Below are 25,379 nucleotides of genomic sequence, written 5' to 3' on the forward strand. Positions count from 1 at the left end.
GTCACCAGACCCCGTCGGCGCGGACCTCGCGATCGACCGCGCAGTCGGCGACAGCGGCGCGCACCTCGGCGCCGTGGTCGCGGGCGAGGGCGAGGGCGAGGGCGGCATGGTTCTGCTCGAGCTGCGCGAGACGCGAGGCGCCGAACAGGACGTTCGCGGTGGCCGGGTTCGACAGGCAGAACGCGATGCCGAGGGCCGCCGGAGTCACGCCGAACCCGTCGGCGACCCGGGCGACCTCGGGGAACAGGGCCGCGATCTGCTCGCGGACGCCGCCGACGTCGGCGCCGATCTTGCGCTGCGGCACGCGACCGGTGGCGAGGATCCCGCCCTCGAACACGTCGGACGCCTGGAGCGTCAGCGTGCCGTCGGCGAACAGCGGCCCGTAGGCGTCGCCCTCCGCCATGGCGCGCCGGGCGATGCCGTACTTGAGCTGCGCGAAGGAGGGACCGGCGAGCCCGCGCCGCGCCGCGACATCGAGCGCCTCGCGGGTGTGCTCGATGCGCCAGTTGTTGATCCCCCAGGAGCCGACGAGCCCCTCGTCGATGAGGGCGTTGACGTCATCGACGAGCCGAGCCATGTCCGGCGCGACCATGTAGTCGCCGACGACGAGCGTGTCGAAGCGGTCGAGCCCGGCGCGCTGGAGCGATTCAAGCAGCTGCCCGCGGAACGGCTGGCCTGGCCAGTCCCAGAGCCACAGCTTGCCGCACAGCACGATGTCGTCGCGGGCCACGCCGCTCGCCCGCAGCGCCTCGCCGAAGAGGATGTCGGTGCGCGAGTTCTCCGCGTGCGGGCCCATGTTGTAGTACGCGACGTCGAAGAAGCCCGCGTCGAGCTCGACCGCCCGTCGGATGAGGGCGACGGCCTCGTCCGACGGCATCCGGTCCCAGGTGTTCCACGACCCGAGGGCCAGCGGCGGCACGGCCGCACCCCCGCGCGCCAGCGGCTTCCGGGGATATGTCGGAGTGGGCATGAAGGCTCCTTCGGCGTCGTTCAGACCGGGCTTGTGTTTTTCTATGTTTGTAGAATATAACTGACTCACCCCGTCAGCGCAGCCGTCAGTGAGGACCGACATGACCGAAACCCCCGCCCGCAGAGTCCTGGTCACCGGCGGCGCCTCCGGCCTCGGCCGCGGCATCGCCGCCGCCTTCCGCGCCGAGGGCGCCGAGGTCTTCATCGGCGACGTGAACGCGGATGCCGCCGCTGCGGTCGCCGCCGAGATCGGCGCGACCGCGCTCCTCCTCGACATCGGGGACGAGCCCTCGGTGACCGCCGCCGCCGAGCGGATCGGGCGCGAGGGCGGACTCGACGTGCTCGTCAACAACGCCGGCGTCGTCGCCGGCGGCGGCACCCTCCAGGAGGTCCCCGTCGACGTCGTCGACGCCGCCCTGCGCGTCAACGTGCGGGGCACGTTCCTCATGCTCCGCGTCTTCGGCGCGCTGCTCGCCGGCGCCGGCCGCGGCGCGATCGTGAACATCTCCTCGATCGGCGCCCGCCAGCCCACCCCCGGTCTCGGGCACTACGAAGCCACCAAGGCGGCCGTCGACGCGCTCACCCGCACGGCGGCGATCGAGCTCGCCCCGTCGGGGGTGCGCGTGAACGCCGTCGCCCCCGGCCCCGTGATCACGCCGCTCACCGCCGGCTTCGCCGCCGACCCCGCGGCCCGTGCGGCCTGGGAGTCGCGCATCCCGCTCGGCACGATCGCCGAGGTCGACCAGATCACGCCGCTCGTGCTGTTCCTCGCGAGCGATGCCGCCAGCCACATCACCGGGGTCTCCGTCGCCGTCGACGGCGGACAGCTCCTGGTCTGACCGGAGGACGAGACGATGACGATCCCCACCATGACCCGTGCCGCGGTTCTCACCGCGCACGGTGAGCCGCTCACGCTGAAGGACCTGCCGCTGCCGGCCGAGATCGAGCCGGGCGCCGCGCTCGTGCGCATCGCCTGCACCACCCTGTGCGGCACCGACATCGAGATCTGGGAGGGCCGGATGACGTTCCCCGGCATGCTCCCGATGGTGCTCGGCCATGAGATGGTGGGCGAGGTCGTCGCCACGGGCCCGGACACCAGGGACGCCCTGGGGCGCCCGCTCTCCCCCGGCGACCGGATCGGCTGGTCGGAATCGACCTGCGGCGAGTGCCACGGCTGCGTGGTGCTCCGCGAACCCGTGGCCTGCACCCGCCGCGGGTACGGTTTCCTGCAGCGCGCCGACGTGCCCCCGTTCGCGACCGCCGGGCTCTCCGAGTACGCGTACGTCACCCCGGGTGCCGCGAAGCTGCTGCTCCCCGCCGCGGTGAAGGACACCTGGGCGTCGATGGCCGGCTGCGCAGCCAAGACGGTGCTGCGCGCCTTCGAGCGCGCCGGGCGCATCCGCCCCGGATCGACGGTGGTGGTGCAGGGGTCGGGCGCCCTCGGCATCTTCGCCACCGCCGTCGCCAAGATCGCCGGGGCAGGAAAGGTCATCACCGTCGGCGCGCCCGCCGCACGACTCGAGCTCGCCGCCCGCTTCGGCGCCGACGCCGTCGTCGACTTCCGCGACGGCCCGGTCGTCGAGCAGGTCCGCGCCCTCACCGGCGCGCTCGGCGCCGACGTGGTCTTCGACTTCGCGGGCGCTCCGAGCGTCGGTCCCGATGCCGTCGGCATGGCCGCACAGCGCGGCACGGTCGTCATCGTCGGCTCCACGGGACCGGCCGGCGACGGCTTCCCGCTCAGCGCGATCATGGGCAGGGAGCTCACTCTCGTCGGCTCGCTCAACGGCGACATCTCCGACTACGCGAGGGCGATCGAGTTCTTCACCGCGTTCGCCGACCGCTTCCCCTGGGACGACCTCTTCAGCCCGCCCGTCGGACTCTCCGCAGCCTCGGAGAAGATCGCGCACATGCACCAGCTCGATGAGGTCAAGGCCGTCATCGACCCGAGTCTGTGAGGACCCCGATGACCACCTCCCTCCCCCGCCGCGAGATCGGCCGCAGCGGCATCCGCACCTCGCTCTTCTCGCTCGGGTCGTGGCACACCTACGACCGGATGGACTTCGCCGACGCCGTGACCATGCTGAGGGAGGCCGTCGACCGCGGCGTCGACCTCTTCGACGTCGGCGTGTATTCCGTTCCCGGCATGCCGCCGGTCTTCACCGACGTGATCTTCTCCGCGATGGTCCGCGAAGCGGGCCTGAAGCGCGACGACTGGCTGCTGTCGTCGAAGCTCTGGCTCGAGTCGTTCGCAGGCGACGGCTTCCGCCCCCAGCTGGAGAACGCGTTGATGCGCGTCGGCGTCGAGCATGCCGACCTCGTCGTCCTCGGCGACCTCCGCCGCGACGACATCGAGCTCCGCGACCTCGTCCTCGATCTCGCCGGGCTCGCGGATGCCGGACTGATCCGCGCCTGGGGCGTGAACAACTGGTCGGCGTCGAGCATCCAGAACCTCATCGACATCGCGGCGGCCGAAGGCGTCGCAGGTCCGCAGATCGCGCAGCTGAAGTACAGCGTGTCACGCCGGTCGATCCCCGACGGCGAGCCGTTCGCCCGTCTGTGGGAGCAGGGCCTCACCCTGCAGGCCTCCGACTGCCTGGAGGGCGGCGTGCTGGCCGGGAAGATCGACGGAGGCCGGCAGATCGGGCGCGACCCCGGAGACATCCGGCAGCGCATCATCGCCGACATCCCGGCGTTCACCGAGCTCGCCGCCTCCCTCGACGTGTCGCCCGCGCAGCTGGGCATCGCCTTCACGCTCACCCACCCCGCCCTCACGACGACGCTGTTCGGAGCCTCGAGCGTCGAGCAGCTGCGCGCCAACCTCGACGCCGCGACTCTCGTGGAGCGCGTCGGCGCCGCGGAGCTGCGCCGGCTCGTCGAACCCTTCTGGGCCGATCGCGGGGTCGTCGACCCCGAAGGCCCCTGACATCCCCGCCCCACCCGCGATCCCACCGACCCCTGGAGACCCCATGACCGTCACCGCCGCCGGACATCCGACCGTGGCGCCCGTGCCCTTCGACCCCGAGGTGCAGGCCGTCCTCGACGAGATCGCCCGGAACCCGCAGCCCGCGCTGACCCGCGAGACGCTTCCCCGGGAGGGGACCGACCGCATGTTCCCCGGCAACGACGCGGTCATCGCCGGTCGGGCGATCGACTGGGAGGATCGCACGATCCCGGGCCCCGCCGGTCAACCCGACCTCGAGATCACGATCTTCCGCCCCCGCGGCAGCAAGAGCGAGATCCTTCCGGGGTTCGTGAACATCCACGGCGGCGGCATGATCGTCGGCCACCGCTCCTGGGAGACCGCGCGGGTCGTCGACATCGTCGAGGATCACCGCGTGGTCGCCGTCAACGTCGAGTACCGCCTCGCCCCGGAGGACCCGTTCCCTGCAGGCGTGGAGGACTGCTACGCGGCGTTCGCCTGGACGCATGCGCACGCCGCGGAGCTCGGCGTCGACGCCGACCGGATCATCGTCGGCGGCGGCAGTGCGGGCGGCGGGCTCGCTGCCGCGGTCGCCCTCATGGCCCGTGACCGCCGGGGGCCTGAGATGGCCGGTCAGCTGCTGCTCTGCCCGATGATCGACAACACGAACACGTCCATATCGAGCCGTCAGTACGACGGCATCGGCACCTGGCAGCGCGAGATGAACCTCCTCGCCTGGTCGTGCGTCCTCGGCGACGACCTCGCCTTCAGCCCGGATGCCTCCGCCTACGCCGCGCCCTCCCGCGCCACCGATCTGTCGGGGCTTCCGCCGGCCTACATCGAGGTCGGCGAGGCCGAGGCCTTCCGCGACGAGGACACCGACTACGCGCTGCGCATCTGGGCCACCGGAGGCCGGGCCGAGCTCCACGTCTGGGGCGGTGGCGCCCATGGCTTCGACATGTACATGCCGGAGGCGGAGATCACCCGCGCCGCTCTCGCCGCACGCTCCTCGTGGCTGCGCCGCATCTGGGGAGCCACGCGATGACCGCCCCCGCGCCGGTGCCCTACGACCCCGAGCTCGTCGCCGGGCTCGACGCGTTCGTCGACCTCGTCGAGATCATCCCGCTGCGCGCCGACACGATCCACGCGAACCGCGAGCACTTCGCCACGATCATCCCGCCGATCGAGGTTCAGGCCGAGGGCCGCGCCGTCGCCTGGGAGCACCGGACCATCCCCGGCCCCGCAGGCTCCCCCGACGTCGAGGTCACGATCGTGCGGCCCGCGCGCGCGGCATCCGCTCCGGCGCCGGCGGTGCTGTCGATCCACGGCGGCGGCATGGTGCTCGGCACCCGGTTCTTCGGCACCGGGGAGCTCATCGACCTCGCCGAGCGGCACGGCACGGTCGGAGTCGCGGTCGAGTACCGCCTCGCTCCCGAGCATCCGGGGCCCGCGCAGGCCGAGGACTGCTACGCCGCACTGGAGTGGATGGCCGCCCACGCCGAGGAGCTCGGCATCGACCCCGACCGCATCATCGCGTCGGGCATGAGCGCCGGTGGCGGGCTCTCCGCCGCCGTGGCGCTGCTCTCACGCGACCGCGGCGGGCCGCGGCTGGCCGGTCAGCTCCTCGGCTGCCCGATGCTCGACGACCGCAACGAGACGGTGTCCAGCCGGCAGTACGATGGCTTCGGCGCCTGGGACCGCAACAACAACGACACGGCGTGGGACGCGATCGCCGGCGCCGACCGCTTCAGCGACGACGTCTCCCCCTACACCGCTCCGGCGCGCGCCCGGGATCTGTCCGGACTCGCCCCCGCCTTCATCGAGGTCGGCGCCGCCGAGACGTTCCGCGACGAGGCGGTCGACTACGCCCTGCGCATCTGGGCCACCGGAGGCCAGGCCGAGCTGCACGTGTGGGCCGGCGGCTACCACGGCTTCCACGGGTTCTCCCCTGAAGCGGAGGTCTCGCGAGCCGCGAACGCCGCCAGGGAGAGCTGGCTGCGGCGCGTGCTCCGCCCCGACGGATGAACGGCGCCGTTCCGCGCCGGCCCCGGATGGGCACACTGCGCGCCATGCTCGTGCTCGGGATGCTGGAGGCGTTCGGGCCGCTGTCGATGGATCTGTACCTCCCGCAGCTGCCGCAGCTCGCCGCGTCGCTGGGCACGACGGAGGCGCTCGGCCAGGCGACGATGTCCGCCTGCATGATCGGTCTCGGGCTCGGCCAGCTCGTCGCCGGTCCCCTCACCGACCGGTTCGGGCGACGTCGTCCGCTCATGATCGGCGTGGCCGCCTTCGCGGCCCTGTCCGTGCTGTGCGCCCTCTCGCCGAACATCGACCTCCTGCTCCTCGCCCGGTTCCTGCAGGGTCTCGCGGGCTCCGCGGGCATCGTGATCTGCCTCGCCGTCGCCCGCGACCAGTTCGAGGGCGCGGAGCTCTCGCGGATGCTGTCCCTGCTCTTCCTCGTCTCCGGAACAGCTCCGATCATCGCCCCGGTCGTCGGCGGCCAGCTCGCACGCGTCATGGACTGGCGCGGGATCTTCTGGGTGCTCGGCGGCGTCGGTGTCGCGCTGCTGCTCGTGGTCGTGCTCGCCTTGCCGGAGACGCTGGATCCGCAGGATCGTCACGCCGGCGGCGTCCGAGAGCTCGTCGGACACGGCGGCGGAGTCGTCCGGGACCGCCTCTTCCTGGCCGTGCTCTGCGCCGGCGCGGCGGGCGGGGTCGCCTTCTTCACCTACCTGTCGATGTCCCCCTTCGTGCTGCAGGAGGAGTTCGGGCTGACGCCGCAGGGCTTCAGCCTCGCCTTCGCCGCCGGCGCCCTCGCGAACATCGCCGGCAGCCAGACCAGCCGCCTGGTCGTCCGGCGCTGGGGCCCGCTGAACGTCTACCTCGGCGGCATCACCGCGACGCTGCTCGCGACGGCGGCGTTCCTCGCGATCGCGCTGGCCGGCACCGGCCCCGCGGGCGTGATCGCCGCGCTCGCCGGTTTCATGCTGTGCGCGGGCGTCGGCGGGCCGAACGGGCAGGCCCTCGCCCTGACCCATCACCGTGCCAGAGCCGGCACGGCATCCGCACTGCTCGGAGTCGCCACCTTCCTCTTCGGCCCCGTCCTGGCACCGGTCGCGGCCGGGATCGGCGGGACGAACGCGATCACCATGGCGCTCACGATGACGACCGCGGCCGGCATCGCTGCGACGGCGGCGTGACTGATGGTGCGGCCCGCGGCCGCTCCGTCCGGTGCCTCAGAACCCTAGGCACATCACGGCCACGCCGGCGGCCATCGCCCACGACTCGATGGTCAGCAGCCGCGCGGTGCGCCCGCGATGGACGGGCGGCAGCAGCCACTCCGCGACGACCGTCCAGAGGATGACGCCGACCGTCCCGACGATCACGAGGGCGGGCAGGACGCCGGCGAGCCCGGCGCCATGCGCGTGCGCCGGCGCGGGGTCCGTCGACGCGGCGGCGACACCTTCGAAGGCGCAGAGCGCCATCACGAGGGACACCAGCGCCCGGTGGCAGCACATCGCGGCGGCGGGCGTGCCGCGGACCCCGACAGTGCCGAGCATGGCCGACACGAGGAGCGCGGTGCCGAGCAGCAGACCGGCGCGGGGGTCGCCGCCGCTGACCGCAAGGGCGACCATCGCCGCCGCCATGATCAGCGCGGACTGCCGCCCCTGCCAGGGAACGACCCGCCACGCCCCCACGCACGCGGCGGCCGAGACGGTGGCCGCGAGAGCCATCAGCCACGGTGCTGCGGGGAGGAGGTGATCCACGACGGCATTATATTGATCAACCGCTCAAGATAGCCAGACCCGATCCGCATGCGGCAGGATGGGCAGGTGCCCCGCGTCGTCGACCACGATGAGCGCCGCCGGCAGATCGCCGAGGCGCTCCTCGTCGTCGCCGCCCGCGACGGACACGAGAACGTGTCCTCCCGGGCCGTCGCCAAGGAGCTCGGCGTCGCCACCGGATCGCTGTGGCACTACTTCGACGGCTTCGACGACGTCATCCGCGCCGCCGCCGCCGAGGTCACCCGCCGCACCGACGAGCGCATCGCCGCCGCGACGGCCGGGCTCCGCGGGCTCGCCCGGCTCGAGGCGCTGATGAACGAGGTCCTCCCGGTCGACGAGCGCACCCGCACGGAGGCGCACGTCGTCGTCGGCTTCTGGGGACGGCTCGCGACCCTCGCGCCGGCGCCGGATGCCGGGGCGCCCACCCTCGCGACCTGGCAGGGCGGCATCCGCGAGGCACTGGACGAGGCCGTCACCGACGGCGAGCTGCGGCCCGAGACGCCGACGGACGCAGTCATGGCCCTGCTCCGCTCCGTCACCTACGGCCAGCAGGTCGTCGAGGTCACCGAGCCGCAGGACGCCGCCGCGCACGTCGCGGTGCTGCGCAGCATCCTCGCCCCCTGGCGCGCCTGAGCGACGCCGGCATCTCGGGCACTGCTTCGGATCTCGGACCGGAAACGCCGGCGACAGCGCCCTCTGCCCGGCGCGGCACGCACGATCTCCGAATCCGTGCCCGTCCGACACAGTGCTTGCGCAGACGACGGACCCCGGCGTACTCTCTTCCCAACCCGTTTATTGAGCACTCGCTCGAAATAGTGAGGTACGAAGATGTCCCACCAGCCCGTCACCATCGAGAAGATCGCCGTCCCGCATCCGCTCGACCCGCTCACCGGCGCCGAGATCGCCGCCGCCCGCGCCGTGCTCGACGCCGCAGGCCTCCTGGGCGAGACGATGCGCGTGCCGATGCTCCTCCCCGACGAGCCGACCAAGGCCGAGCTCGCGAGCTGGAAGCCGGGCTCCCCCATCGACAGGCGCGTCGACGCGACCCTCCTCGACACCGCGACCGGCGTCGCCACCGAGGTCGTCGTCTCGATCACCCGCGGCGAGGTGCTCCGCGCCGAGCGCGTCCCGAACGACGCGCCGCCGTACGGGCAGCCGCAGTACCTCTTCGAGGAGTACGAGCGGGCCGAGGCGATCGCCAAGGCGTCCCCGGAGTGGCAGGCGGCCATGCGCCGCCGTGGCCTCGAGGAGCACATGGACCTCGCCTTCTGCTCGCCGCTCGCGCCCGGGTACACCGGACGCGCTGACGAGGTCGGCCGCCGCGTCATCCGCTCGCTCACGTTCCTCCGCCACGACGAGGACGACAGCCCGTGGGCGCGCCCCGTCGAGGGACTGATCGTGCACATCGACCTCACGACGAACAGCGTGATCCGCGTCGAGGACGTCGGAGACGTCCCCGTTCCCGCCGGCCACGGCAACTACTACCCCGAGATCCAGGGGCCCGCCCGCACCACCCTGAAGCCGATCGAGATCACGCAGCCCGAGGGCCCGAGCTTCGGCGTGAGCGGATCGCTCGTCGAGTGGCAGAACTGGGCGATGCGCGTGAGCTTCAACGCCCGCGAGGGCCTGGTGCTGCACGACGTGACCTTCGACGGACGCTCCGTTCTCAGCCGCGCGAGCGTGCCCGAGATGGTCGTCCCCTACGGCGACACCGCGCCCGGCCGCTTCTGGATCAGCTACTTCGACGCCGGCGAGTACCTCCTCGGCAAGAACGCCAACCACCTCGAGCTGGGCTGCGACTGCCTCGGCGTGATCCGCTACCTCGACGGCTACGTCGCCGACGATCACGGCCACCCGGTGCGCATCCCGAACGTGATCTGCATGCACGAGGAGGACTACGGCATCCTCTGGAAGCACACGAACCTCGAAGGCCGCTCTGACGTGCGCCGCTCCCGTCGCTTCGTGATCTCCTACTTCTCCACGATCGGCAACTACGACTACGGCTTCTACTGGCACTTCTACCTCGACGGATCCATCGAGGTCGTCGCCAAGGCCACCGGCATCGTCTTCGCCGGCGCCGGCGAGCCCGGCGTGCGACAGAAGCACGCGACCGAGCTCGCCCCCGGAGTGTTCGCGCCGGTGCACCAGCACCTCTTCAGCGCACGCCTCGACGTCGCCATCGACGGCGAGGACAACCGGCTCGTGGAGGTCGACGCGCAGCGCATCCCGATGGGCCCCGACAACCCCTTCGGCAACGCCTTCACCTGGTCGGAGACGCCGCTCCTCACCGAGAAGCAGGCGCAGCGCGAGGCCGACTCCTCGGCCGCCCGGGTCTGGGAGGTGCAGAGCGCGTCCCGCACGAACCACGTCGGCCGCCCCACCGCCTACCACCTCATCCCCGAGCCGACCGCCCTCCTGATGGCCGACCCGGCATCCTCCGTCGCGGCGCGCGCGGCCTTCGCCACCAAGCACCTGTGGGCGACGCAGCACGAGCAGGGGCAGATCTGGCCTGCGGGACGCTACCCGAACGCGCACCAGGGCGGTGCGGGGCTGCCGGAGTACACGGCCGGCGACCGGTCGCTCGACGGCGAGGACATCGTGCTCTGGCACACCTTCGGCCTCACGCACTTCCCGCGCCCCGAGGACTGGCCGATCATGCCCGTCGACTATGCGGGCTTCTGGTTCAAGCCGTACGGCTTCCTCGACCAGAACCCGGCGATGGACGTGCCCGAGTCCTCGCAGGCGCACGGCAGGGCGGATGCCGGATGCTGCGGTGGTGGCGCCGCCTGCGCCTGCGGCCACTGAGCCCGCAGGTCCGCCGGCACCGCGAGCGGCGCCTCCCGGGAAAGGAGCCGCCAATCGATCGACGAGTCGAGCTCCGTCGGCTCAGCGGAGCGCGGCGATCGCGTCGCGGAGGACGCCGCCCGCGCTCTCCAGCGCGGGTGCCGCCTTCTCGATTGGCGCACCCGTCATCACGATGAGAAGGGCGAGCTTCACCGAGCCCCCGGCGGCGCCGAGGGCGGCAGCGGCCTCGTCGACACCGGCGCCGCTCAGCTGCATGACGGTGCGGACCGACCTCGCCCGCAGCTTCTCGTTGGTGGCGATGAGGTCCACCATCACTCCGCGATAGGTCTTGCCGAGCTTGATCATCGACAGCGTGGTGAGCATGTTCACCACGAGCTTCTGAGACGTCCCGGACTTGAGACGCGTCGATCCGGAGACGAACTCCGGTCCGGTCACGATCTCGATCGCGATGTCGGCGACGGCCCCGGTCGCCGAGCCCTCGTTGGAGGAGATCGCGATGGTGAGCGCCCCGACCTCCCGGGCGAACTCGAGACCGCCCACCACATACGGCGTGCGCCCGGAGGCCGAGATCCCGACGACGGTGTCGCGCTCGGAGAGCTCCAGCTCGCGCAGCGACGCCGCGGCGGCCTCGGTGTCGTCCTCGGCATCCTCCACGGCGGAGCGGATCGCGACCTCGCCACCGGCGATCAGGCCGACGACCATGCCCGGATCCGTGCCGAAGGTGGGCGGGCACTCGCTCGCGTCGAGGACGCCGACGCGACCGGCGGTGCCCGCACCGAAGTAGATGAGGCGCCCACCGCGGCGGAAGCGGTCGGTGATGCCGTCGACGGCGGCTGCGATCTCGGTCGACCGGGTGGCCACCGCATCCGGAACTGTGCGATCCTCGGCGTTCATCGCCCGCACGAGGTCCGTGGTGCTGAGGAGGTCGAGATCGCCCCGGTCGGGCGTCACCGTCTCGGTGGCGAGGTGCGAGAGCTCCTCGAGGAGCTCATTCAGGCGAGCATCATCATTCGGCACGGTGCACGAACCTTTCATGTGGGAGGTCATCGCGGCGCGCGAGGAGCAGTGCACCGTCGAGGGCGTCGCCCGCGGCAGGCACGACCGCACACTCTGAGCCGGCCAGGGAGGCCGTCAGCGCCTCACGGAACCACGGATGCTCGGTGAGCCCGCCATGGAGGGCGACATCGGCATCCCCGGCCGAGGCGGCGATCGCGGAGGCGGTGAGCAGGCGGACCGCCTCGGCGGCGATGCTGAGCGCCACGTCATCGCCGCCGGACGCGGCGTCGAGCACCAGCGGCGCGAGGGCGGCCATGCGCCGTGCGAGCGGCTCCTCACCGGCAGCCCATCCGGGGATGGCGGAGGCCGGACCCGTCACCTCGGTGACCGTGTCGGCGAGCACCGTCGCCGGCCCGAGGCCGACCGATGTGCGCAGCACGGCGCGGAGCGCCTCGCGTCCGAACCAGGAGCCGCTGCCGAGGTCACCGAGTTCGGGCCCCCAGCCGTCGATGAGCCGGGCTCCATCACGGTCGAGGCCGAGAGCGACTGCGCCGGTCCCTGCGATGAGCAGCACTCCGTCGCGTCCCGCCAGCGCGCCGGCGTGAGCCGTCACCACGTCAGAGGTGACGGCGACGGGTGCACCGAGTCTGGAGGCGAGCCGATGAGCGAGCGCGGTTGCCGCGTCGGGGGCCGCCCAGGCTCCGGCGGCGCCGACGCCGACGCCGACGAGCCGGCCGTCGTCGACCGCATCGATCTGCGTGATGATCGCGTCGTACGCGTCGTCCACGCCGCCGGGCGCGGCGAGCCCCGGGGTGCCGACACCGTCTCTGCGAACGGTCTGCCCTCCGTCGCTGCGCACGATGCGGCAGCGGGATTTGCCGAGATCGACGGCGAGGAGGGGTTCGGATCCGAGCATGAAAATAGTGTACCTATTCCCATTCAACCATGAAACTATTGTTTAGAGCACGGGAAGAAGAGGAGATCGGACATGAGCGTCCAGACGAGGATCGCTGCGGAGGTCGACGCCCTGCCGCCGTCACTCGCCCGCATCGCCGCGGCGATCAGCACGAACCCGGCGCTCGTCGTCGACAGCACGATCACCGAGCTGGCCGCGGCCTGCGAGACGTCGGTGGCGTCAGTCGTCCGCTTCTGCCGCGCCATCGGGATCAGCGGCTATGCGGCCCTCCGCGTCGCCCTCGCCTCCGAGCTCGGCAGGGAGTCCGCTCAGTTCAGCGGCTCGAGCGGGTTCGGATCGGAGATCGCCCCCGAGGACTCGCTCCAGGAGGCGATCACGAAGGTCGCCGCCCTGGAAGCCCTGGCGATCGAGGAGACGATCGCCTCCTTGGACCTCGAGGTGCTCGCCGCGGCCGTCGAGGACATCGACGGGGCCGAGCGAATCCTGCTGTTCGGCATCGGGGCGAGCAGGCTCACCGCCGCGGACCTCGCCCACAAGCTCCTGCGCATCGGGCGCGCCGCCATCGTGCTGTCCGATGCGCACGAGGCGATCGGCGCCGCGGCACTCGGCGCGGGGAGCACCGTCGCCATCGGCTTCTCCACCTCCGGCTCCACCGTCGAGACCGTGCGATTCCTCGAGACCGCCCGTACCACCGGCGCCACGACGATCGGGGTGACGGGCTCCGGGGACTCTCCGCTGGCGCGCACCTCCGATCACGTGCTGCTCACCCGAGCCCGGGAACCGCGTCTGCGCGCCGGGGCGATGGTGAGCCGCATCGCGCAGCTCGCCCTCGTCGACTCGCTGTTCGTGGGCGTGGCCCAGCGGCGCCACGCCCACACGGTGAAGGCGCTGCAGCGCACCGCGGAGGCCACTCGCGCACTCCGCCGCGACTGAGCCGCGACTGAGCCGCGACTGGGCTCAGCGCGCGGGCTCGGCGCGCGCGGGTTCGGCCGAGGGCTGCCCCGATCCGGCGGACGCGGCGGAGCCGGGCGCGGGCTCGTGCCGCCCGACGGAGCCCGCGGTGCGCAGGAACACGATGATCCAGCTGAAGATGAGCACGGCGGCGATGAGCTCGACCGCCGTGAGGTTGTAGTAGCCCACTGCGAAGAACACGCCGAGCAGAGCGATCACCAGTACATACGCCCACCCGAACACCACGAACACCCGAGGGATCGTGGGCAGGAACCACGGCAGCCCCACCACGATCACCGCGAACACCACGGCCATGCCGGTCGCCACGGTGTTGTGCACGAGGAAGAACTCGTCGACGGGGAACAGCCCGACGCAGGCGAGGAAGATCCCGACGAGGATGAGGCCGCCGCGGACGACGAACCGCCCGCGCCTGGCCTTCCGGCCCTCGACCGGGAGACCGGCCGTCGCGTACCGGGAGATCGTCGTCACCATGATCCCGGCGATGACGAGCGTGACGTTGAAGGCGATGGAGGCGCTGTTGCTGCTCATGCCGAGAGCCGAGAGGTTCAGGCGCCACCAGCCGGGGTCGCTCGACGCCAGCATCGCGGAGAAGGCTCCGACCACGAGGAAGACCGCAAGGACGAGGGAGAGCACCATCGGCGTGAGCGCCACAGAGCTGAGGAAGCTGACGTAGGCGGTCAGCGCGAGGGCGACGCCGATCAGGATCGCTCCGGGGAACGCGTACACAGGGGCGCCGATGAAGCTCCGCTCGAGGAGCTCTGCGACCCCGAGCCAGCCGAGGTACGCGATCGCCGCGTGGGCGAACGCGATGGCGGCGAGGTCGTACCAGCGCAGCCGGTCGCCGGGAACGCTGAATCCGTCGCGCGGGACGTCGGGGCGGATCTCGACCGGACGGACCGCACCGCGGCCCAGGAAGAAGGCGAGGGCCGCGGTGATCGCCCCGCCGGCGGCGGCGAAGGCGCCGAGCGAACCGGGGCCGCTGATCGACAGCTCATGCCCCCAGAACACCGGGAATCCGACGGCGAAGCCCGCGAGGAAGAACGCCGCGCCGACGATCAGTGCCGTCGCCTCGAGCACCGTCTCCGAGGTGTCGGGCCCGCGCAGCTGGCGCAGCACCCGCATCACCCGATCACCGAACGCCCTCATCGCCCCCCTCTCCGTCACACATCCTAGAAGCCGTGACGCCGGGGCACAGCCGGTGATAACATCACGGAACGGATCGTATACAACGTCGTCGTTCCACCATCCCGAGGTGATCAGTCATGAACGGTGCACCCGCCGCTCCCGCCGAATCGGTGTCCACGCTCGTCGCGCGCAACATCAGTGATTTCCGCGCGGCCGTGTCGCAGTCCTTCGTTCCCCTGCAGGTGTCCACCGACGGTCCCGATCACTTCCGCGGGAGGATCCGCGCGGCCTCGGTCGACGAGGTGCACGTCACCGAGGTGCACGCCACCTCGCACGTCGTCGAGCGCACCCCTGAGCTGATCGCACGCGGCGACCGCTCCTACTTCAAGCTCAGCCTCATGCTCGCCGGCACCGGGCTGCTCATCCAGGACGACAGGGAGGCGGTCCTCCGCCCCGGCGACCTCGCCGTCTACGACACCGACCGCCCGTACTCCCTCGTGTTCGACGAGGAGTTCCGCACCATGGTCGTGATGTTCCCCAAGCACCTGATCAGCCTGCCGCCCGACATGGTCGGCCAGCTGACCGCGGTGCGCATCTCCGGCCAGGAGGGACTCGGCGGCATGGTGGTGCCCTACCTCACGCAGCTCGCCGGCAACCTCGACCAGCTCGCCGGGACCACGGGGGCCCGACTCACTCACAGCGCGCTCGACCTCGTGTCGACCGTGTTCACCCGCGAGCTCGGACTCGACGAGGTGTCAGCCGATCCGCACCGCGCGCTGGTGCAGCGCATCCGCGCATACATCGACCGCAACCTCGCGTCCACCGACCTCGGCCCGGCATCGATCGCCACGGCGCACTTCATCTCGACCCGCCACCTGCACGGCCTCTTCCAGGAGCAGGGCGTGACGGTCTCCACCTGGATCCGCACCCGCCGCCTGGAGCGGTGCCGCCGCGACCTGATCGACCCGATGCTCGCCGACCGCCCCGTGGCCGCGATCGCCGCCCGATGGGGCTTCGTCGACGCCGCGCACTTCAGCCGCGCCTTCAAGGCCGCCTTCGGCATCTCTCCCAGCGAGTTCCGCGCCGCGCACTGAACGCCGGAACCCGCCGCCGCGCCCCGCGGCGCGCTCCGTCGTGCCGTCGGCAGGAAGGCGCGCTTGCCCCGTAGGGCACGCCCGTTGACTGTCGGTGCGCGATGGCCGCGCACTCCTTGAGCGGATGCCGCCGGCGGATCGAGCATGAGGCAAGCGCACCGTGACGATGCGGTGCCCGGAGCGAGGTCGCTCCGCCGTGCGGATGTCAGGACCCTCCATGACCGACACCTCCCTCGACCCGGCGCTGGACGAGTGGCGGACGTATGACGAGTTCGCCGCGGGCATCGACACGTACCGGCTGCCGAACGTCTCGCTCGCCGGCACCGGGCTGCGCCTGATCCTCGACGACGGCTCGGAGCTGTCGCTGGCATTCGATGCCGACGCCGTGACCTGGGAGGGCCTCGGCGGCTCCGGTACGGATCCGTACGACGCCGTCGGAGTGCGCGACGACGTCGTGTTCGTCAACCTTCCGCTGGAGAGCCGCGAACGCGAGGCGATCACCGTCGTCTACTCGACGACGACCCATCGTGCAGCCGTGGTGCGCTCCCGCATCGCCGCAGAGGCCGTCGAGGGCACGCCGCAGGTCGGTCAGGAGTTCTGGGCCGCCGTCACCGACGCCGGCCCGGCGACCGGCGAGGTCCCCGGCCCGAGCCGTGATCTCATCGGCAAGCGCAACGTGTACCGGTACAGCCCCGAGCACCTCTACGAGCACGTGTACGTGTCCAGCCGGCGCTACGCCTGGCAGTGCCTCGAGGGCGTGCAGCGCGGACACGGCGACATGGACCTCTCCACGGTGTGGAGGTTCGCCGACGGCCTGTACCTGTTCTGCTTCCGCGAGTTCCGCATCGCCGTCGCCAGCGTCTGGCTGCACGACCTCGGCTACCAGCTGAGGACGACGGGGATCTTCCTCGGCCTGACCGGCGACGGGGACGCCGAGCACTCCCGCGCCGGCGGCCACATCTACCCGCTCGGCTCCGTCGCCTACCCCGACGCCCAGCCCGTCTGAGCCGGCGCCCGTCGACCATCCCTCACAGCATCACCCGAACACGAGAGGCAGGATCACATGAACAAGCGAGCAGCAGGAGCCGCGGCGTACGTCGCCGCGGCGGCGCTCATCCTCAGCGGATGCGCGGGAGGCGAGGGCGGAGGCGAAGGCGGCTCCATCGTCGTCGGCTCCGTCAACACCATCAGCGGGCCCGCGACCTTCCCCGAGGCCTCGCAGGCCGCCGCGGCCGTCTTCGACGCCTTCAACGAGGCCGGGGGCCTCGACGGGACGACCATCGACTACAAGACGCTCGACGACAAGGGCGACCCGGCCACGGCCACCGCATCCGCCCGGGAGCTGGTCGGCAGCGACGGCGCCGTCGCCCTCGTCGGCTCGGCCAGCCTGCTCGAGTGCGAGATCAACGCCAAGTACTACGAGCAGGAGGGCATCCTCTCGATGCCCGGCATCGGCGTGGACACCGGATGCTTCAACAGCGACAGCATCTCCCCCGCCAACGTCGGCCCGTTCAACGACATGACCCTCACCCTGCAGTACGGCTCCGAGGTGCTCGGCCTCGACGACATCTGCATCCTGCTGGAGATCGCGGGCTCCACACGCCCGACCTACCAGGCTGCGATCGACAAGTGGACCGAGCTCACCGGCAAGGAGCCGAAGTACATCGACGACACCGTGCCCTACGGCGCCTCGGACTACACGCCGTACATCGTGAAGGCGCGCGAGCAGGGCTGCAAGGCCCTCGCGGTGAATCCGATCGAGCCCGACGCGATCGGACAGGTCAAGGCCGCCAACGCGCAGGGCTGGGATGACGTCACCTTCCTCTACCTCACCAGCGTGTACAGCGAGAACTTCGCGGCCGCCATCGACAACGCCGCCGCCGGGATCTACGTGCCCGCCGAGTTCTACCCGTTCACCGAGGAGAACGAGATCAACAAGGACTGGCGCGACCTGATGACGGAGAACGACATCCCGCTGACCTCGTTCAGCCAGGGCGGCTATCTCGCGGCGACGTACTTCATCGAGGTCCTGAAGACGATCGACGGAGACATCACCCGCGAGAGCGTCACCGAGGCGCTGAAGAACATGGACCCGATCGAGAACCCGATGGTCGGCACCCCGTACGCCTTCGGCACCGAGAACACGTCCGGATGGCCGATCGTGCTGAAGTCCGGCACGAACGCCTGGGAACAGGTCGCCGACGACTGGTTCCGCATCGGGGAGTGATCCCGCCACCGCCCGGTCGTTGAGCGAGGAACGGAGCGACGAGACGAAACGCCTGTCCGGCGATCGACCTCGGTCACCGCGTTTCGTCTCGCTTCGCTCGCTCAACGGCCGGGGCTCTGCCCACGATCAGAAAGGACGCCTCATGCTGCAGGGCGCCATCGCCGGTCTCGCCGCCGGCGGCCTCTACGCCGTGCTCGGCGTGTGCCTGACCCTGATGAGCCGCCTCGTGCGGGTCGTCAACTTCGCTCAGGCCGCGACCGGGATGTTCGGCGCGTTCACGGCTGTCTGGCTGGTGCAGCAGCTCGATCTGCCGATCTGGCTCGGCTCCGTGCTCGGCGTGCTCGTCGCGGGGCTCCTCGCCGCTGCCATCGGCTGGATCGCGGCGACCTGGCTGTCGGAGGCATCCACGACGACCCGCTCGGCGATGACGGTGGGACCGCTGCTGCTGCTCATCTCGCTGTCGTTCATCCTGTTCGGCAACAAGCCGCAGCCGTTCACCCCCATCATCGCCGGCCCCGCGTTCTCGCTGGGCGGCGTCGTGATCAGCCAGGTCACCGTCGCGACGGTCGCGATGGCCGTCGTCACCGCGGTCGCCGTGCGCATCGTCCTGCGCCGCACCCGGGTCGGCACGCAGCTGCGGGCGCTGTCCGAGCGCCCGACCACGGCCGAGCTGCTCGGCATCCGCTCTCGCCCGCTGTCGATCTCCGTCTGGTTCGTCACCGGCATCATCAGCGCGATCGCGATCATCATCGTCGCCCCCTCGCAGTCCAGCGACGCCACCGGGCTCTCCATGCTCATCGTGCCCGCGGCGGCCGCTGCCCTGCTCGGCGGCTTCCGCCGGCTCGACCTCGCCGTCATCGGCGGGCTCGTGCTCGGCATCCTCGGCGGACTGGTCGCCCAGATCGACGAGGTCGCCCTGGTGCGCAACTTCCTCCCGTTCCTGTTCATCGTCGCCCTGCTGCTCTGGACGCAGCGCAAGGAGGTGTGGGATGCCGCTCGCTGACCGCCCGAGTCTGCTCGAGAACCGCGCGTTCAAGGCCGCCTGGCCGTTCGCGGTCGCCGCCGCCGCCGTCGGCGTGGGCGCGATCCTCAGTGCGGCCCTGCCGGGCTACTTCGTCTTCCTCGCCATCAGCGCCGTGATCGCGGCCATCGCGATCCTGGGCCTCGGCATCGTCACGGGATCCGCCGGCATGATCGCGCTCTGCCAGCTGACCTTCGCGGCCGTCGGCGCGTGGATCGTCTCGCTGCTCAACGTGATGCAGGCGCCCGGCGGCTTCGTCGTCTGGCTCGTGCTCGGCGGCGTCGCGGCCGGCTTCGTCGGCATCCTCGTGGGGCTCCCCGCGCTGCGCCTGCGGGGAGTGAACCTCGCCGTGGTGACGCTCGGATTCGCCGCCGCAGCCGACGTCACCCTCGTGCAGATCCAGTTCCCCGGCTCCGTCGACGGCACGTCGATCGAGCGCCCCGACCTGTTCTCCAACGACCGCCAGTTCTTCTTCCTGTCGATCATCGTGCTCACCGTCTGCGCACTGGGCGTGTTCTTCCTGCAGCGCGGCCGCTGGGGCTCCAGCTGGAAGGCGGTCGCGTTCTCCGAGCGGGGCACGGCCGCCGCCGGTCAGAGCGTGCAGGTCGCCAAGCTCACCGCGTTCGCCGTCTCCGCGGCGCTCGGCGGCGTCGCCGGAGGCCTGCTCGCCGGACAGGTGCAGCTCCCGTTCGCATCGAGCTTCACCCCGCTGCAGTCGCTCGCGCTGTACGTCCTCGCGATCATGTCGGGCGCCCACCTCATCGACATGGCGATCCTCGGCGGCATCCTCTGGGTTCTCGTGCCCGAGCTGCTCAAGCGCTGGGGCGTCGACCAGAACTGGGGCTTCGTCGTCTTCGGCGTCCTCGGCGTCCAGGCGCTCACCAGCGGCACGAACCTCGGCCAGACCGTGCGCGACGCGCTGTGGCGCCGGGCCGACCGGAAGACGGCGAACGCGAAGCTGACGGCGCTGCCGCCGGACGCCGCCGCCGACGCGACCGCGATCACGACGACCACGACCGCCACGGTCGACGAGGCCGCGCTCAGCGGAGAGCCCGTACTCACCGTGGAGGGGCTGACCGTGCAGTTCGGGTCACTCAAGGCCAACGACGATGTCTCGTTCCAGGTGCCCGCCGCGTCGATCATGGGTCTCATCGGCCCGAACGGCGCCGGCAAGTCGACCTTCGTCGACGCGATCAGCGGCTTCCTCCCCAAGCACGGCGGGCGCGTGCTGCTCGGCGGGCGCGACCTCGCCGGCCTCTCCCCCACGCGCCGCGCGCGGCTGGGCCTGCGGCGCACGTTCCAGCAGGACCGCGTTCCGCCGGCCCTCACCGTCGGCGCGTACGTGCGGTTCGTCGCGCGACGCCGGCTCGCGGCATCCGACATCGACGAGGTCCTCGAGTTCTTCGGCTGCCCGCCGGCCCGCGCCCGCCTGTCGAGCGTCGACGTCGGCACCCGCCGCCTCGTCGAGGTCGCGGCGAACGTCATCGCCCGGCCTCGGCTACTCATCCTCGACGAGCCGGCCGCCGGCCTCTCGCACGACGAGCACCTGGCGCTGGCCGCGCGGCTGCGCGAGCTGCCGGCCCGGTACGGCGTCGCACTGATCATCATCGAGCACGACCTCGACCTCGTCCGCTCGGTCTGCCCGACGCTGACCGTGCTGGACTTCGGCAGGGTGCTGGCCACCGGCCCGCAGGCCGAGGTGCTGGCGAACCCCGAGGTCGTGAAGGCGTACATGGGAGAGACGGAGCTGCTGTCATGAGCGAACTGGTGCTGGATGCCGTCACGGTGAGCCGTGGCGCGGGACCGGTGATCTCCGACGTCTCGCTGACGGTGTCCGGCGGCGAGGTGCTCGCCCTGGTCGGGCCGAACGGCGCCGGCAAGACGAGTCTCATCGAGTCGATCTCCGGTGTCACCCCGCATTCGGCCGGCTCGCTCACGCTCGACGGCGAGCCGATCGACAAGCTGTCGCGGGTCGCCAGGGCGCGTCGCGGCGTCGTGCACATCGAGCAGGGGCGCGCCGTGTTCCCCTCGCTGACGGTGCGGGAGAACATCTCCCTGACCGCGCGGACGTCCGCCGAGCTGGACGCCGCCCTCGCGCAGTTCCCGGAGCTGGAGAAGCGGATCGACTCCCCCACCGCGCTGCTGTCAGGCGGCGAGCAGCAGATGGTGGTGCTCGCGCGGGCGTTCGCCGCGAAGCCGCGCATCCTGCTCATCGACGAGATGTCCCTGGGTCTCGCGCCGGTCGTCTTCATGCGGCTGATGCCGATCGTGAAGTCGATCGCCGATTCGGGCGTCGGCGTGCTGCTCGTCGAGCAGTTCACGCAGCTGGCGCTGAGCCTGGCCCGCGAGGCCGTGGTCGTCGCGGGAGGGAAGGTGTCCTTCCAGGGCGCTTCCGAGGCGCTCAAGGGCGACCCCGAGCTGCTGCACCGGGCCTACCTCGGAGGCTGACGGCCTCCCGGCGATGCTCCCGTCGAGCAGACTGTCGCCTGCCGGCACCTCGAGCCGACGTTCTGCGCGACGGGAGCATTCGAATGAGCGCGGGTTGCGCGGCGGTAGCCTGAAGGGGTGACCGAGACCATCCGCGCCCGCGCCGTCCTGCTCGACATGGACGGCACCCTCGTCGACTCGACGGCCGTCGTGGAGCGGCTGTGGCTCGCCTGGGCCGAGCCGCACGGGCTCGATCGCGAGCACGTGCTCAGCGTCGTGCACGGCCGCCAGGGGCACCAGAGCATGGCGATCTTGCTCCCCGAGCGCGACCACGAGATCAACCTCCGCGAGAACCAGGAGATGCTGACGACCGAGGCGAGCGACGTCGACGGGATCGTCGAGATCCCCGGAGCCGGCGCGTTCCTGGCCGCGATCGCGCCGTTCCCGCACGCGATCGTCACCTCGGCGGACGTCGCCCTGATGAACGCCCGCATGGGGGCCGCGGAGCTCGCGGTCCCGGAGCTCGCGGTGACGGCTGAGCGCGTGTCGGCATCGAAGCCGGACCCGGAGGGCTTCCTGCTCGGCGCCTCGCTGCTGGGCGTCGAGCCCGCCGACTGCGTCGTCTTCGAGGACTCCGGTGCCGGCATCCAGGCCGCGCACGCCGCGGGGATGCGCGTGATCGGCATCGGAAAGCACGCCGGCGCGCACTCCCCCGAGTACCACATCGCCGACCTGACCGCGGTGGCCGTCGTCCCGACGGACGACGGGTTCGAGCTCCGCGTCGGCTGAGACCGCTGCCGGGCTACATGCCGGCGTGGTCGAAGGCGATCGTGGGCACGTCGACGATGTGCGAGCCGCCGTCGGCGACGATCACCGCCCCAGTGATGTACGACGACTCCCCGGATCCGAGGAACCGCACCACCGCGGCGATCTCGGCGGGGCGGGCCGGGCGCCGCAGGGGCACGTCGGCCGTCACGGTCGCATAGGCCTCCTCGCGGGAGTCCAGCCCCGCGTGCGCCGCGAACTCGTCCATCTCCTCGTCGGCCATCGGCGTCTGCACCCAGCCGGGGCAGATCGCGTTGACCCGGACGCCGTGACGGCCGTAATCGCGCGCCAGGGAGCGCGTGAGGCCGATCAGCGCGTGCTTGCCGACCGTGTACCCCGCCACCGAGGGCCCGGCGAAGAGACCGGCGATCGACGACACGATGACGATCTGCCCCTTCGCCTCGATGAGAGCCGGCAGCGCCTCCCTCGCCATCGTGAACGCGGTGGTGAGGTTCGCCCGGATCGACGCCTCCCAGCCGGCGTCGTCGGTCTCCCCGACCGGGGAGAAGCCGTGTCCGCCGGCGTTCGCGACCAGGACGTCGATGCGCCCGAAGGTGGCCAGCACCTCGGCGACCGCGGCCTGAGAGGATGCGGTGTCGGCGGCATCCGCGACGATGGCGTGCGCGCCGACGGCCTTCGACACCGCCTGCAGCGGCTCCGGCCGCCGTCCGACCACCACCACGTGCGCGCCCTCCGCGGCGTAGCGCTCGGCGATCGCGGCGCCGATTCCGGTGCCGCCGCCCGTGATCACGACGACGCGTCCGGTGACGGTCGATCCGACGGTGAGTCCCATGTGTGCTCCTGTGTGTGTCTGGCGCGTGTGCGCGTCGTGTCTCGGGCGCCGTCAGGCGGGGAACCCCGAGCGGGCGGTGTACCCGAAGTCGCTGAGAAGGGTGGTGCCGTTCACCGCGCGGGTACGCGGCGACACCAGGTAGGCGATGTGCGCGGCGACCTCGTCTGCGGTCTGCACGGGGAAGTCCGGCGCCGCGAAGGCCTCTGCGCCGAGGTCGCCGCGGCTCATCGGCGTGTCCACGATCGAGGGCGCGACGGTGTTCACCCGGATGCCGGCGCCGGCGAGGTCCACCGACAGGGCCCTGGCGAACTGCACGAGGGCTCCCTTGGAGGCGCAGTACGGCACCATGCCCGGCGAGGCGACGAAGGCGGAGTCGCTGGAGACGAGGACGACGGATGCCGCCGATGACGCGCGCAGGACCGGAAGCGCGTGCTTGAGGACGAGGAAGGGCCCGGTGACGTTCACCGCGAAGACCATGTTCCAGTCGGCGAGCGAGATCCCGTCGATCCCGATGCCCACCGGGCCGGAGATCCCCGCGCAGCAGACGACGGCGTCCAGTCCCCCCAGCTCTGCGATGGCCGAGGAGACGGCGTCTGCGACCTGCTCCTCATCGGTGACGTCGGCGACCCGCAGCACGGCATCCGCGCACCCCTGCGCCGTCTCCCGGAGCGGGGCGCCGTCGCGGTCGAGCAGCGCGACCCGCACGCCCTCCGCGGCGAGCGCGAGCGCAGCCGCTCGGCCTATGCCGCTCGCCGCACCGGTGATGAGCGCGGTCGTCCCTGCGAGTTCGAGATCCATCCTGTCCCCGGACAGCCGCCGTGCGCCGGCGGCGCGGGTGAGGACGGCGGTGTCTTCACCGTCATCCTGCCCCTCCGGCATCCGCTCGTCGAACGGCCCGGCGGCGGGTGTGCGCGCTCGAACCATCGTCTTTCGCTCAGCGTCAAGCGCACGCCCCGCAACGCGAGCAGACTCGCTCTATCGGCGATCCCCCTCGCCGACGCCGCGCGTGCCGCGGCCGTCACCGAGCAAAGGAGCCGTCGTGGCTGACCCGATCGCCGCGTCCGCGACGCAGACGCACACCTCCCTCCGGCCCGGCGCCCTCGGCGTCGCCGGCATCGTCTTCCTCGTCCTCGCCGCCGTCGCCCCGCTGACCGGGATCGTCGTGGTGGCCTCGCTGGCCATCGCCCTCGGCAACGGCGGCGGCACGCCGACGGCCTTCTTCCTCGTCGCCGGGATCCTGCTGCTCTTCGCCGTCGGCTACGCGCAGATGTCGAAGCAGCTCGTCAACGCCGGCGGGTTCTACGCCTTCGTCGTCAAGGGCCTCGGCCGCACGGGCGGGCTCATCGCGGGCCTCATCGCCACCATCGGCTACAACTTCTTCGTCGTCGGCACCATCGGCACCAGCGGCTTCTTCATGCAGTTGATCATCCGCGACCTCACCGGCTTCGACCTGCACTGGCTCGCCTGGGGCCTGCTGTCGATCGCAGTCTGCTTCGTGCTCGCCCGGGTGGGCGTCGACTTCAGCTCCAAGGTGCTCGGCATCTGCCTCGTGCTCGAGGTTCTCATGCTCGTCGTGTTCGACATCTCCGTGCTCGTGCAGACCGGCTACGACGTCACCGCCTTCAGCGCCGAGCAGGTGTTCTCCGGCTCGCTTCCGATCGGCATGCTGCTCGCCGCGACCGGCTTCCTCGGATTCGAGGCGACGGCGCTGTTCAGCGAAGAGGCGAAGCAGCCGCTGCGCACGATCCCGCGCGCCACGTACACCTCGATCATCGCGATCGGCGTCATCCTCGGCGTCACCAGCTGGGCGGTCGTCAGCGCGACCGGCGTCGCCCAGGCTCAGGCCACCGCCCTCGAGCACCTGCCCACGGGCGACCTCATCTTCTCCCTGGCCCAGCAGTACCTCGGCGGCCCGCTGACCACGGTCATGATGATCCTGCTGCTGGTGAGCCTGTTCGCCGCGATGCTCGCGTTCCACAACTCCGCGACCCGCTACCTGTACTCGCTCGGTCGCGCGCGCATCCTCCCGCAGGCCCTCGCCCGCACGCGCGCCAACGGCGCCCCGCAGGTCGCCGGCATCGTGCAGGCGTCGTTCGCAGCCGTCGTCGCCGTGATCTTCGCGATCGCCGGAGCAGACCCGATCCTCACGCTCGTGCCCGCGATGCTCGGCTTCGGGACGCTCAGCGTGCTGATCCTGCAGGGGCTCGCAGCGATCTCGATCGTCGTGCACTTCCGCCGTGCGCAGGACCCGCGCTGGTGGAGCACGTTCATCGCGCCCGGCATCGGCTTCCTCGGGATCGCGGCGATCTCCGTGCTCGCGATCGTGAACTTCAACATCGTCGCAGGCTCCGAGGAGCTCGCCATCCGGCTGATGCCGCTCCTGCTCGTCGTCGCCCTGGTCGGCGGCATCGTGTACGGCGCGTACCTGAAGAGCGCGAAGCCCGCCGTGTACCAGGGCCTCACCGCCGACCTCGAGCAGTTCAGCAGCCGCTGAACGCCTCGCC

At 71.5% G+C, this 25,379-nt stretch carries 24 protein-coding genes; 17 read left to right on the plus strand and 7 right to left on the minus strand.

The window, feature by feature from the left end; all coding sequences use genetic code 11:
- Window position 1: 1 nt before the first annotated feature.
- On the minus strand, window positions 2-970 hold the full coding sequence (locus G6G98_RS05725) for an aldo/keto reductase (protein ID WP_164233301.1): 969 nt from the start codon (window positions 968-970) through the stop codon (window positions 2-4).
- Between the two features lie 100 nt (window positions 971-1,070).
- Here G6G98_RS05725 and G6G98_RS05730 point away from each other — a divergent pair, with 100 nt between their 5' ends.
- The 6 genes from G6G98_RS05730 to G6G98_RS05755 are packed head-to-tail and all read left to right on the plus strand — an operon-like array spanning window position 1,071 to window position 7,089.
- Window positions 1,071-1,808, plus strand: coding sequence for an SDR family NAD(P)-dependent oxidoreductase (locus G6G98_RS05730; RefSeq protein ID WP_164233299.1), 738 nt, complete (start codon window positions 1,071-1,073; stop codon window positions 1,806-1,808).
- 15 nt (window positions 1,809-1,823) lie between these two features.
- A complete protein-coding gene (locus tag G6G98_RS05735) occupies window positions 1,824-2,924 on the plus strand; it encodes a zinc-binding dehydrogenase (protein WP_208321427.1) in 1,101 nt (366 codons plus the stop codon).
- An 8-nt stretch (window positions 2,925-2,932) separates the two neighbouring features.
- A complete protein-coding gene (locus G6G98_RS05740; protein WP_164233297.1) occupies window positions 2,933-3,892 on the plus strand; it encodes an aldo/keto reductase in 960 nt (319 codons plus the stop codon).
- A 43-nt stretch (window positions 3,893-3,935) separates the two neighbouring features.
- Window positions 3,936-4,934 carry an alpha/beta hydrolase gene (locus G6G98_RS05745; RefSeq protein WP_164233295.1) on the plus strand — a complete coding sequence of 333 codons (999 nt, stop codon included), beginning with the start codon at window positions 3,936-3,938 and terminating at the stop codon, window positions 4,932-4,934.
- On the plus strand, window positions 4,931-5,914 hold the full coding sequence (locus G6G98_RS05750; protein WP_164233293.1) for an alpha/beta hydrolase: 984 nt from the start codon (window positions 4,931-4,933) through the stop codon (window positions 5,912-5,914). Before G6G98_RS05745 ends, G6G98_RS05750 begins: the two co-directional genes overlap by 4 nt.
- A gap of 26 nt (window positions 5,915-5,940) precedes the next feature.
- Window positions 5,941-7,089: a multidrug effflux MFS transporter gene (locus tag G6G98_RS05755; RefSeq protein WP_164233291.1), complete on the plus strand. Its 1,149-nt coding sequence runs from the start codon at window positions 5,941-5,943 to the stop codon at window positions 7,087-7,089.
- A 36-nt stretch (window positions 7,090-7,125) separates the two neighbouring features.
- Here G6G98_RS05755 and G6G98_RS05760 read toward each other — a convergent pair whose 3' ends face one another.
- Entirely contained in the window at window positions 7,126-7,656 is a 531-nt protein-coding gene (locus G6G98_RS05760) for a hypothetical protein (RefSeq protein ID WP_164233289.1), read from the minus strand.
- 66 nt (window positions 7,657-7,722) lie between these two features.
- Here G6G98_RS05760 and G6G98_RS05765 point away from each other — a divergent pair, with 66 nt between their 5' ends.
- Both G6G98_RS05765 and G6G98_RS05770 read left to right on the plus strand, forming a co-directional pair.
- Window positions 7,723-8,307, plus strand: a complete 585-nt coding sequence (locus tag G6G98_RS05765; protein ID WP_164233287.1) for a TetR/AcrR family transcriptional regulator — start codon at window positions 7,723-7,725, stop codon at window positions 8,305-8,307.
- A gap of 195 nt (window positions 8,308-8,502) precedes the next feature.
- Window positions 8,503-10,479, plus strand: coding sequence for a primary-amine oxidase (locus tag G6G98_RS05770; RefSeq protein WP_208321428.1), 1,977 nt, complete (start codon window positions 8,503-8,505; stop codon window positions 10,477-10,479).
- 81 nt (window positions 10,480-10,560) lie between these two features.
- Here G6G98_RS05770 and murQ read toward each other — a convergent pair whose 3' ends face one another.
- Window positions 10,561-11,496, minus strand: coding sequence for an N-acetylmuramic acid 6-phosphate etherase (gene murQ / locus G6G98_RS05775; protein ID WP_067349996.1), 936 nt, complete (start codon window positions 11,494-11,496; stop codon window positions 10,561-10,563).
- Window positions 11,486-12,391, minus strand: a complete 906-nt coding sequence (locus G6G98_RS05780) for an N-acetylglucosamine kinase (protein WP_164233285.1) — start codon at window positions 12,389-12,391, stop codon at window positions 11,486-11,488. Before G6G98_RS05780 ends, murQ begins: the two co-directional genes overlap by 11 nt.
- Before the next feature lie 72 nt (window positions 12,392-12,463).
- On the opposite strand from G6G98_RS05780, the gene G6G98_RS05785 reads away from it, so the two are divergent.
- A complete protein-coding gene (locus G6G98_RS05785; protein WP_067349990.1) occupies window positions 12,464-13,324 on the plus strand; it encodes a MurR/RpiR family transcriptional regulator in 861 nt (286 codons plus the stop codon).
- A 24-nt stretch (window positions 13,325-13,348) separates the two neighbouring features.
- Here the strand turns inward: G6G98_RS05785 and G6G98_RS05790 are convergent, their stop codons facing one another.
- A complete protein-coding gene (locus G6G98_RS05790) occupies window positions 13,349-14,509 on the minus strand; it encodes a hypothetical protein (protein ID WP_243842015.1) in 1,161 nt (386 codons plus the stop codon).
- A gap of 116 nt (window positions 14,510-14,625) precedes the next feature.
- Between G6G98_RS05790 and G6G98_RS05795 the strand changes: the two genes are divergently transcribed.
- The 7 genes from G6G98_RS05795 to G6G98_RS05825 all read left to right on the plus strand — a co-directional run bounded on the left by G6G98_RS05795 (window position 14,626) and on the right by G6G98_RS05825 (window position 22,046).
- Entirely contained in the window at window positions 14,626-15,582 is a 957-nt protein-coding gene (locus G6G98_RS05795) for a helix-turn-helix domain-containing protein (RefSeq protein WP_067349987.1), read from the plus strand.
- Window positions 15,583-15,799: 217 nt separating this feature from the next.
- Window positions 15,800-16,588 carry a MoaF C-terminal domain-containing protein gene (locus G6G98_RS05800; protein WP_067349985.1) on the plus strand — a complete coding sequence of 263 codons (789 nt, stop codon included), beginning with the start codon at window positions 15,800-15,802 and terminating at the stop codon, window positions 16,586-16,588.
- A gap of 57 nt (window positions 16,589-16,645) precedes the next feature.
- Window positions 16,646-17,809, plus strand: a complete 1,164-nt coding sequence (locus G6G98_RS05805; RefSeq protein ID WP_067349982.1) for an ABC transporter substrate-binding protein — start codon at window positions 16,646-16,648, stop codon at window positions 17,807-17,809.
- Window positions 17,810-17,951: 142 nt separating this feature from the next.
- Entirely contained in the window at window positions 17,952-18,812 is an 861-nt protein-coding gene (locus G6G98_RS05810) for an ABC transporter permease subunit (RefSeq protein ID WP_067349980.1), read from the plus strand.
- Complete coding sequence (locus G6G98_RS05815; RefSeq protein WP_067349976.1) at window positions 18,799-20,589, plus strand: branched-chain amino acid ABC transporter ATP-binding protein/permease; 1,791 nt, start codon at window positions 18,799-18,801, stop codon at window positions 20,587-20,589. The genes G6G98_RS05810 and G6G98_RS05815 overlap by 14 nt, the downstream gene beginning before the upstream one ends.
- Complete coding sequence (locus G6G98_RS05820) at window positions 20,586-21,278, plus strand: ABC transporter ATP-binding protein (protein ID WP_164233283.1); 693 nt, start codon at window positions 20,586-20,588, stop codon at window positions 21,276-21,278. The genes G6G98_RS05815 and G6G98_RS05820 overlap by 4 nt, the downstream gene beginning before the upstream one ends.
- 117 nt (window positions 21,279-21,395) lie before the next feature.
- Window positions 21,396-22,046 (plus strand): HAD-IA family hydrolase, encoded by a 651-nt coding sequence (locus G6G98_RS05825; RefSeq protein ID WP_164233281.1) that lies wholly within the window; start codon window positions 21,396-21,398, stop codon window positions 22,044-22,046.
- A 13-nt stretch (window positions 22,047-22,059) separates the two neighbouring features.
- Here G6G98_RS05825 and G6G98_RS05830 read toward each other — a convergent pair whose 3' ends face one another.
- Window positions 22,060-22,875: an SDR family NAD(P)-dependent oxidoreductase gene (locus G6G98_RS05830; protein ID WP_067349971.1), complete on the minus strand. Its 816-nt coding sequence runs from the start codon at window positions 22,873-22,875 to the stop codon at window positions 22,060-22,062.
- Between the two features lie 51 nt (window positions 22,876-22,926).
- Entirely contained in the window at window positions 22,927-23,799 is an 873-nt protein-coding gene (locus G6G98_RS05835) for an SDR family NAD(P)-dependent oxidoreductase (protein ID WP_243842016.1), read from the minus strand.
- A 115-nt stretch (window positions 23,800-23,914) separates the two neighbouring features.
- On the opposite strand from G6G98_RS05835, the gene G6G98_RS05840 reads away from it, so the two are divergent.
- Complete coding sequence (locus G6G98_RS05840; protein WP_164233279.1) at window positions 23,915-25,369, plus strand: APC family permease; 1,455 nt, start codon at window positions 23,915-23,917, stop codon at window positions 25,367-25,369.
- The last annotated feature ends 10 nt before the right edge of the window (window positions 25,370-25,379 follow it).

This window comes from Microbacterium hydrocarbonoxydans (assembly GCF_011752045.1).
Taxonomy (GTDB): domain Bacteria; phylum Actinomycetota; class Actinomycetes; order Actinomycetales; family Microbacteriaceae; genus Microbacterium.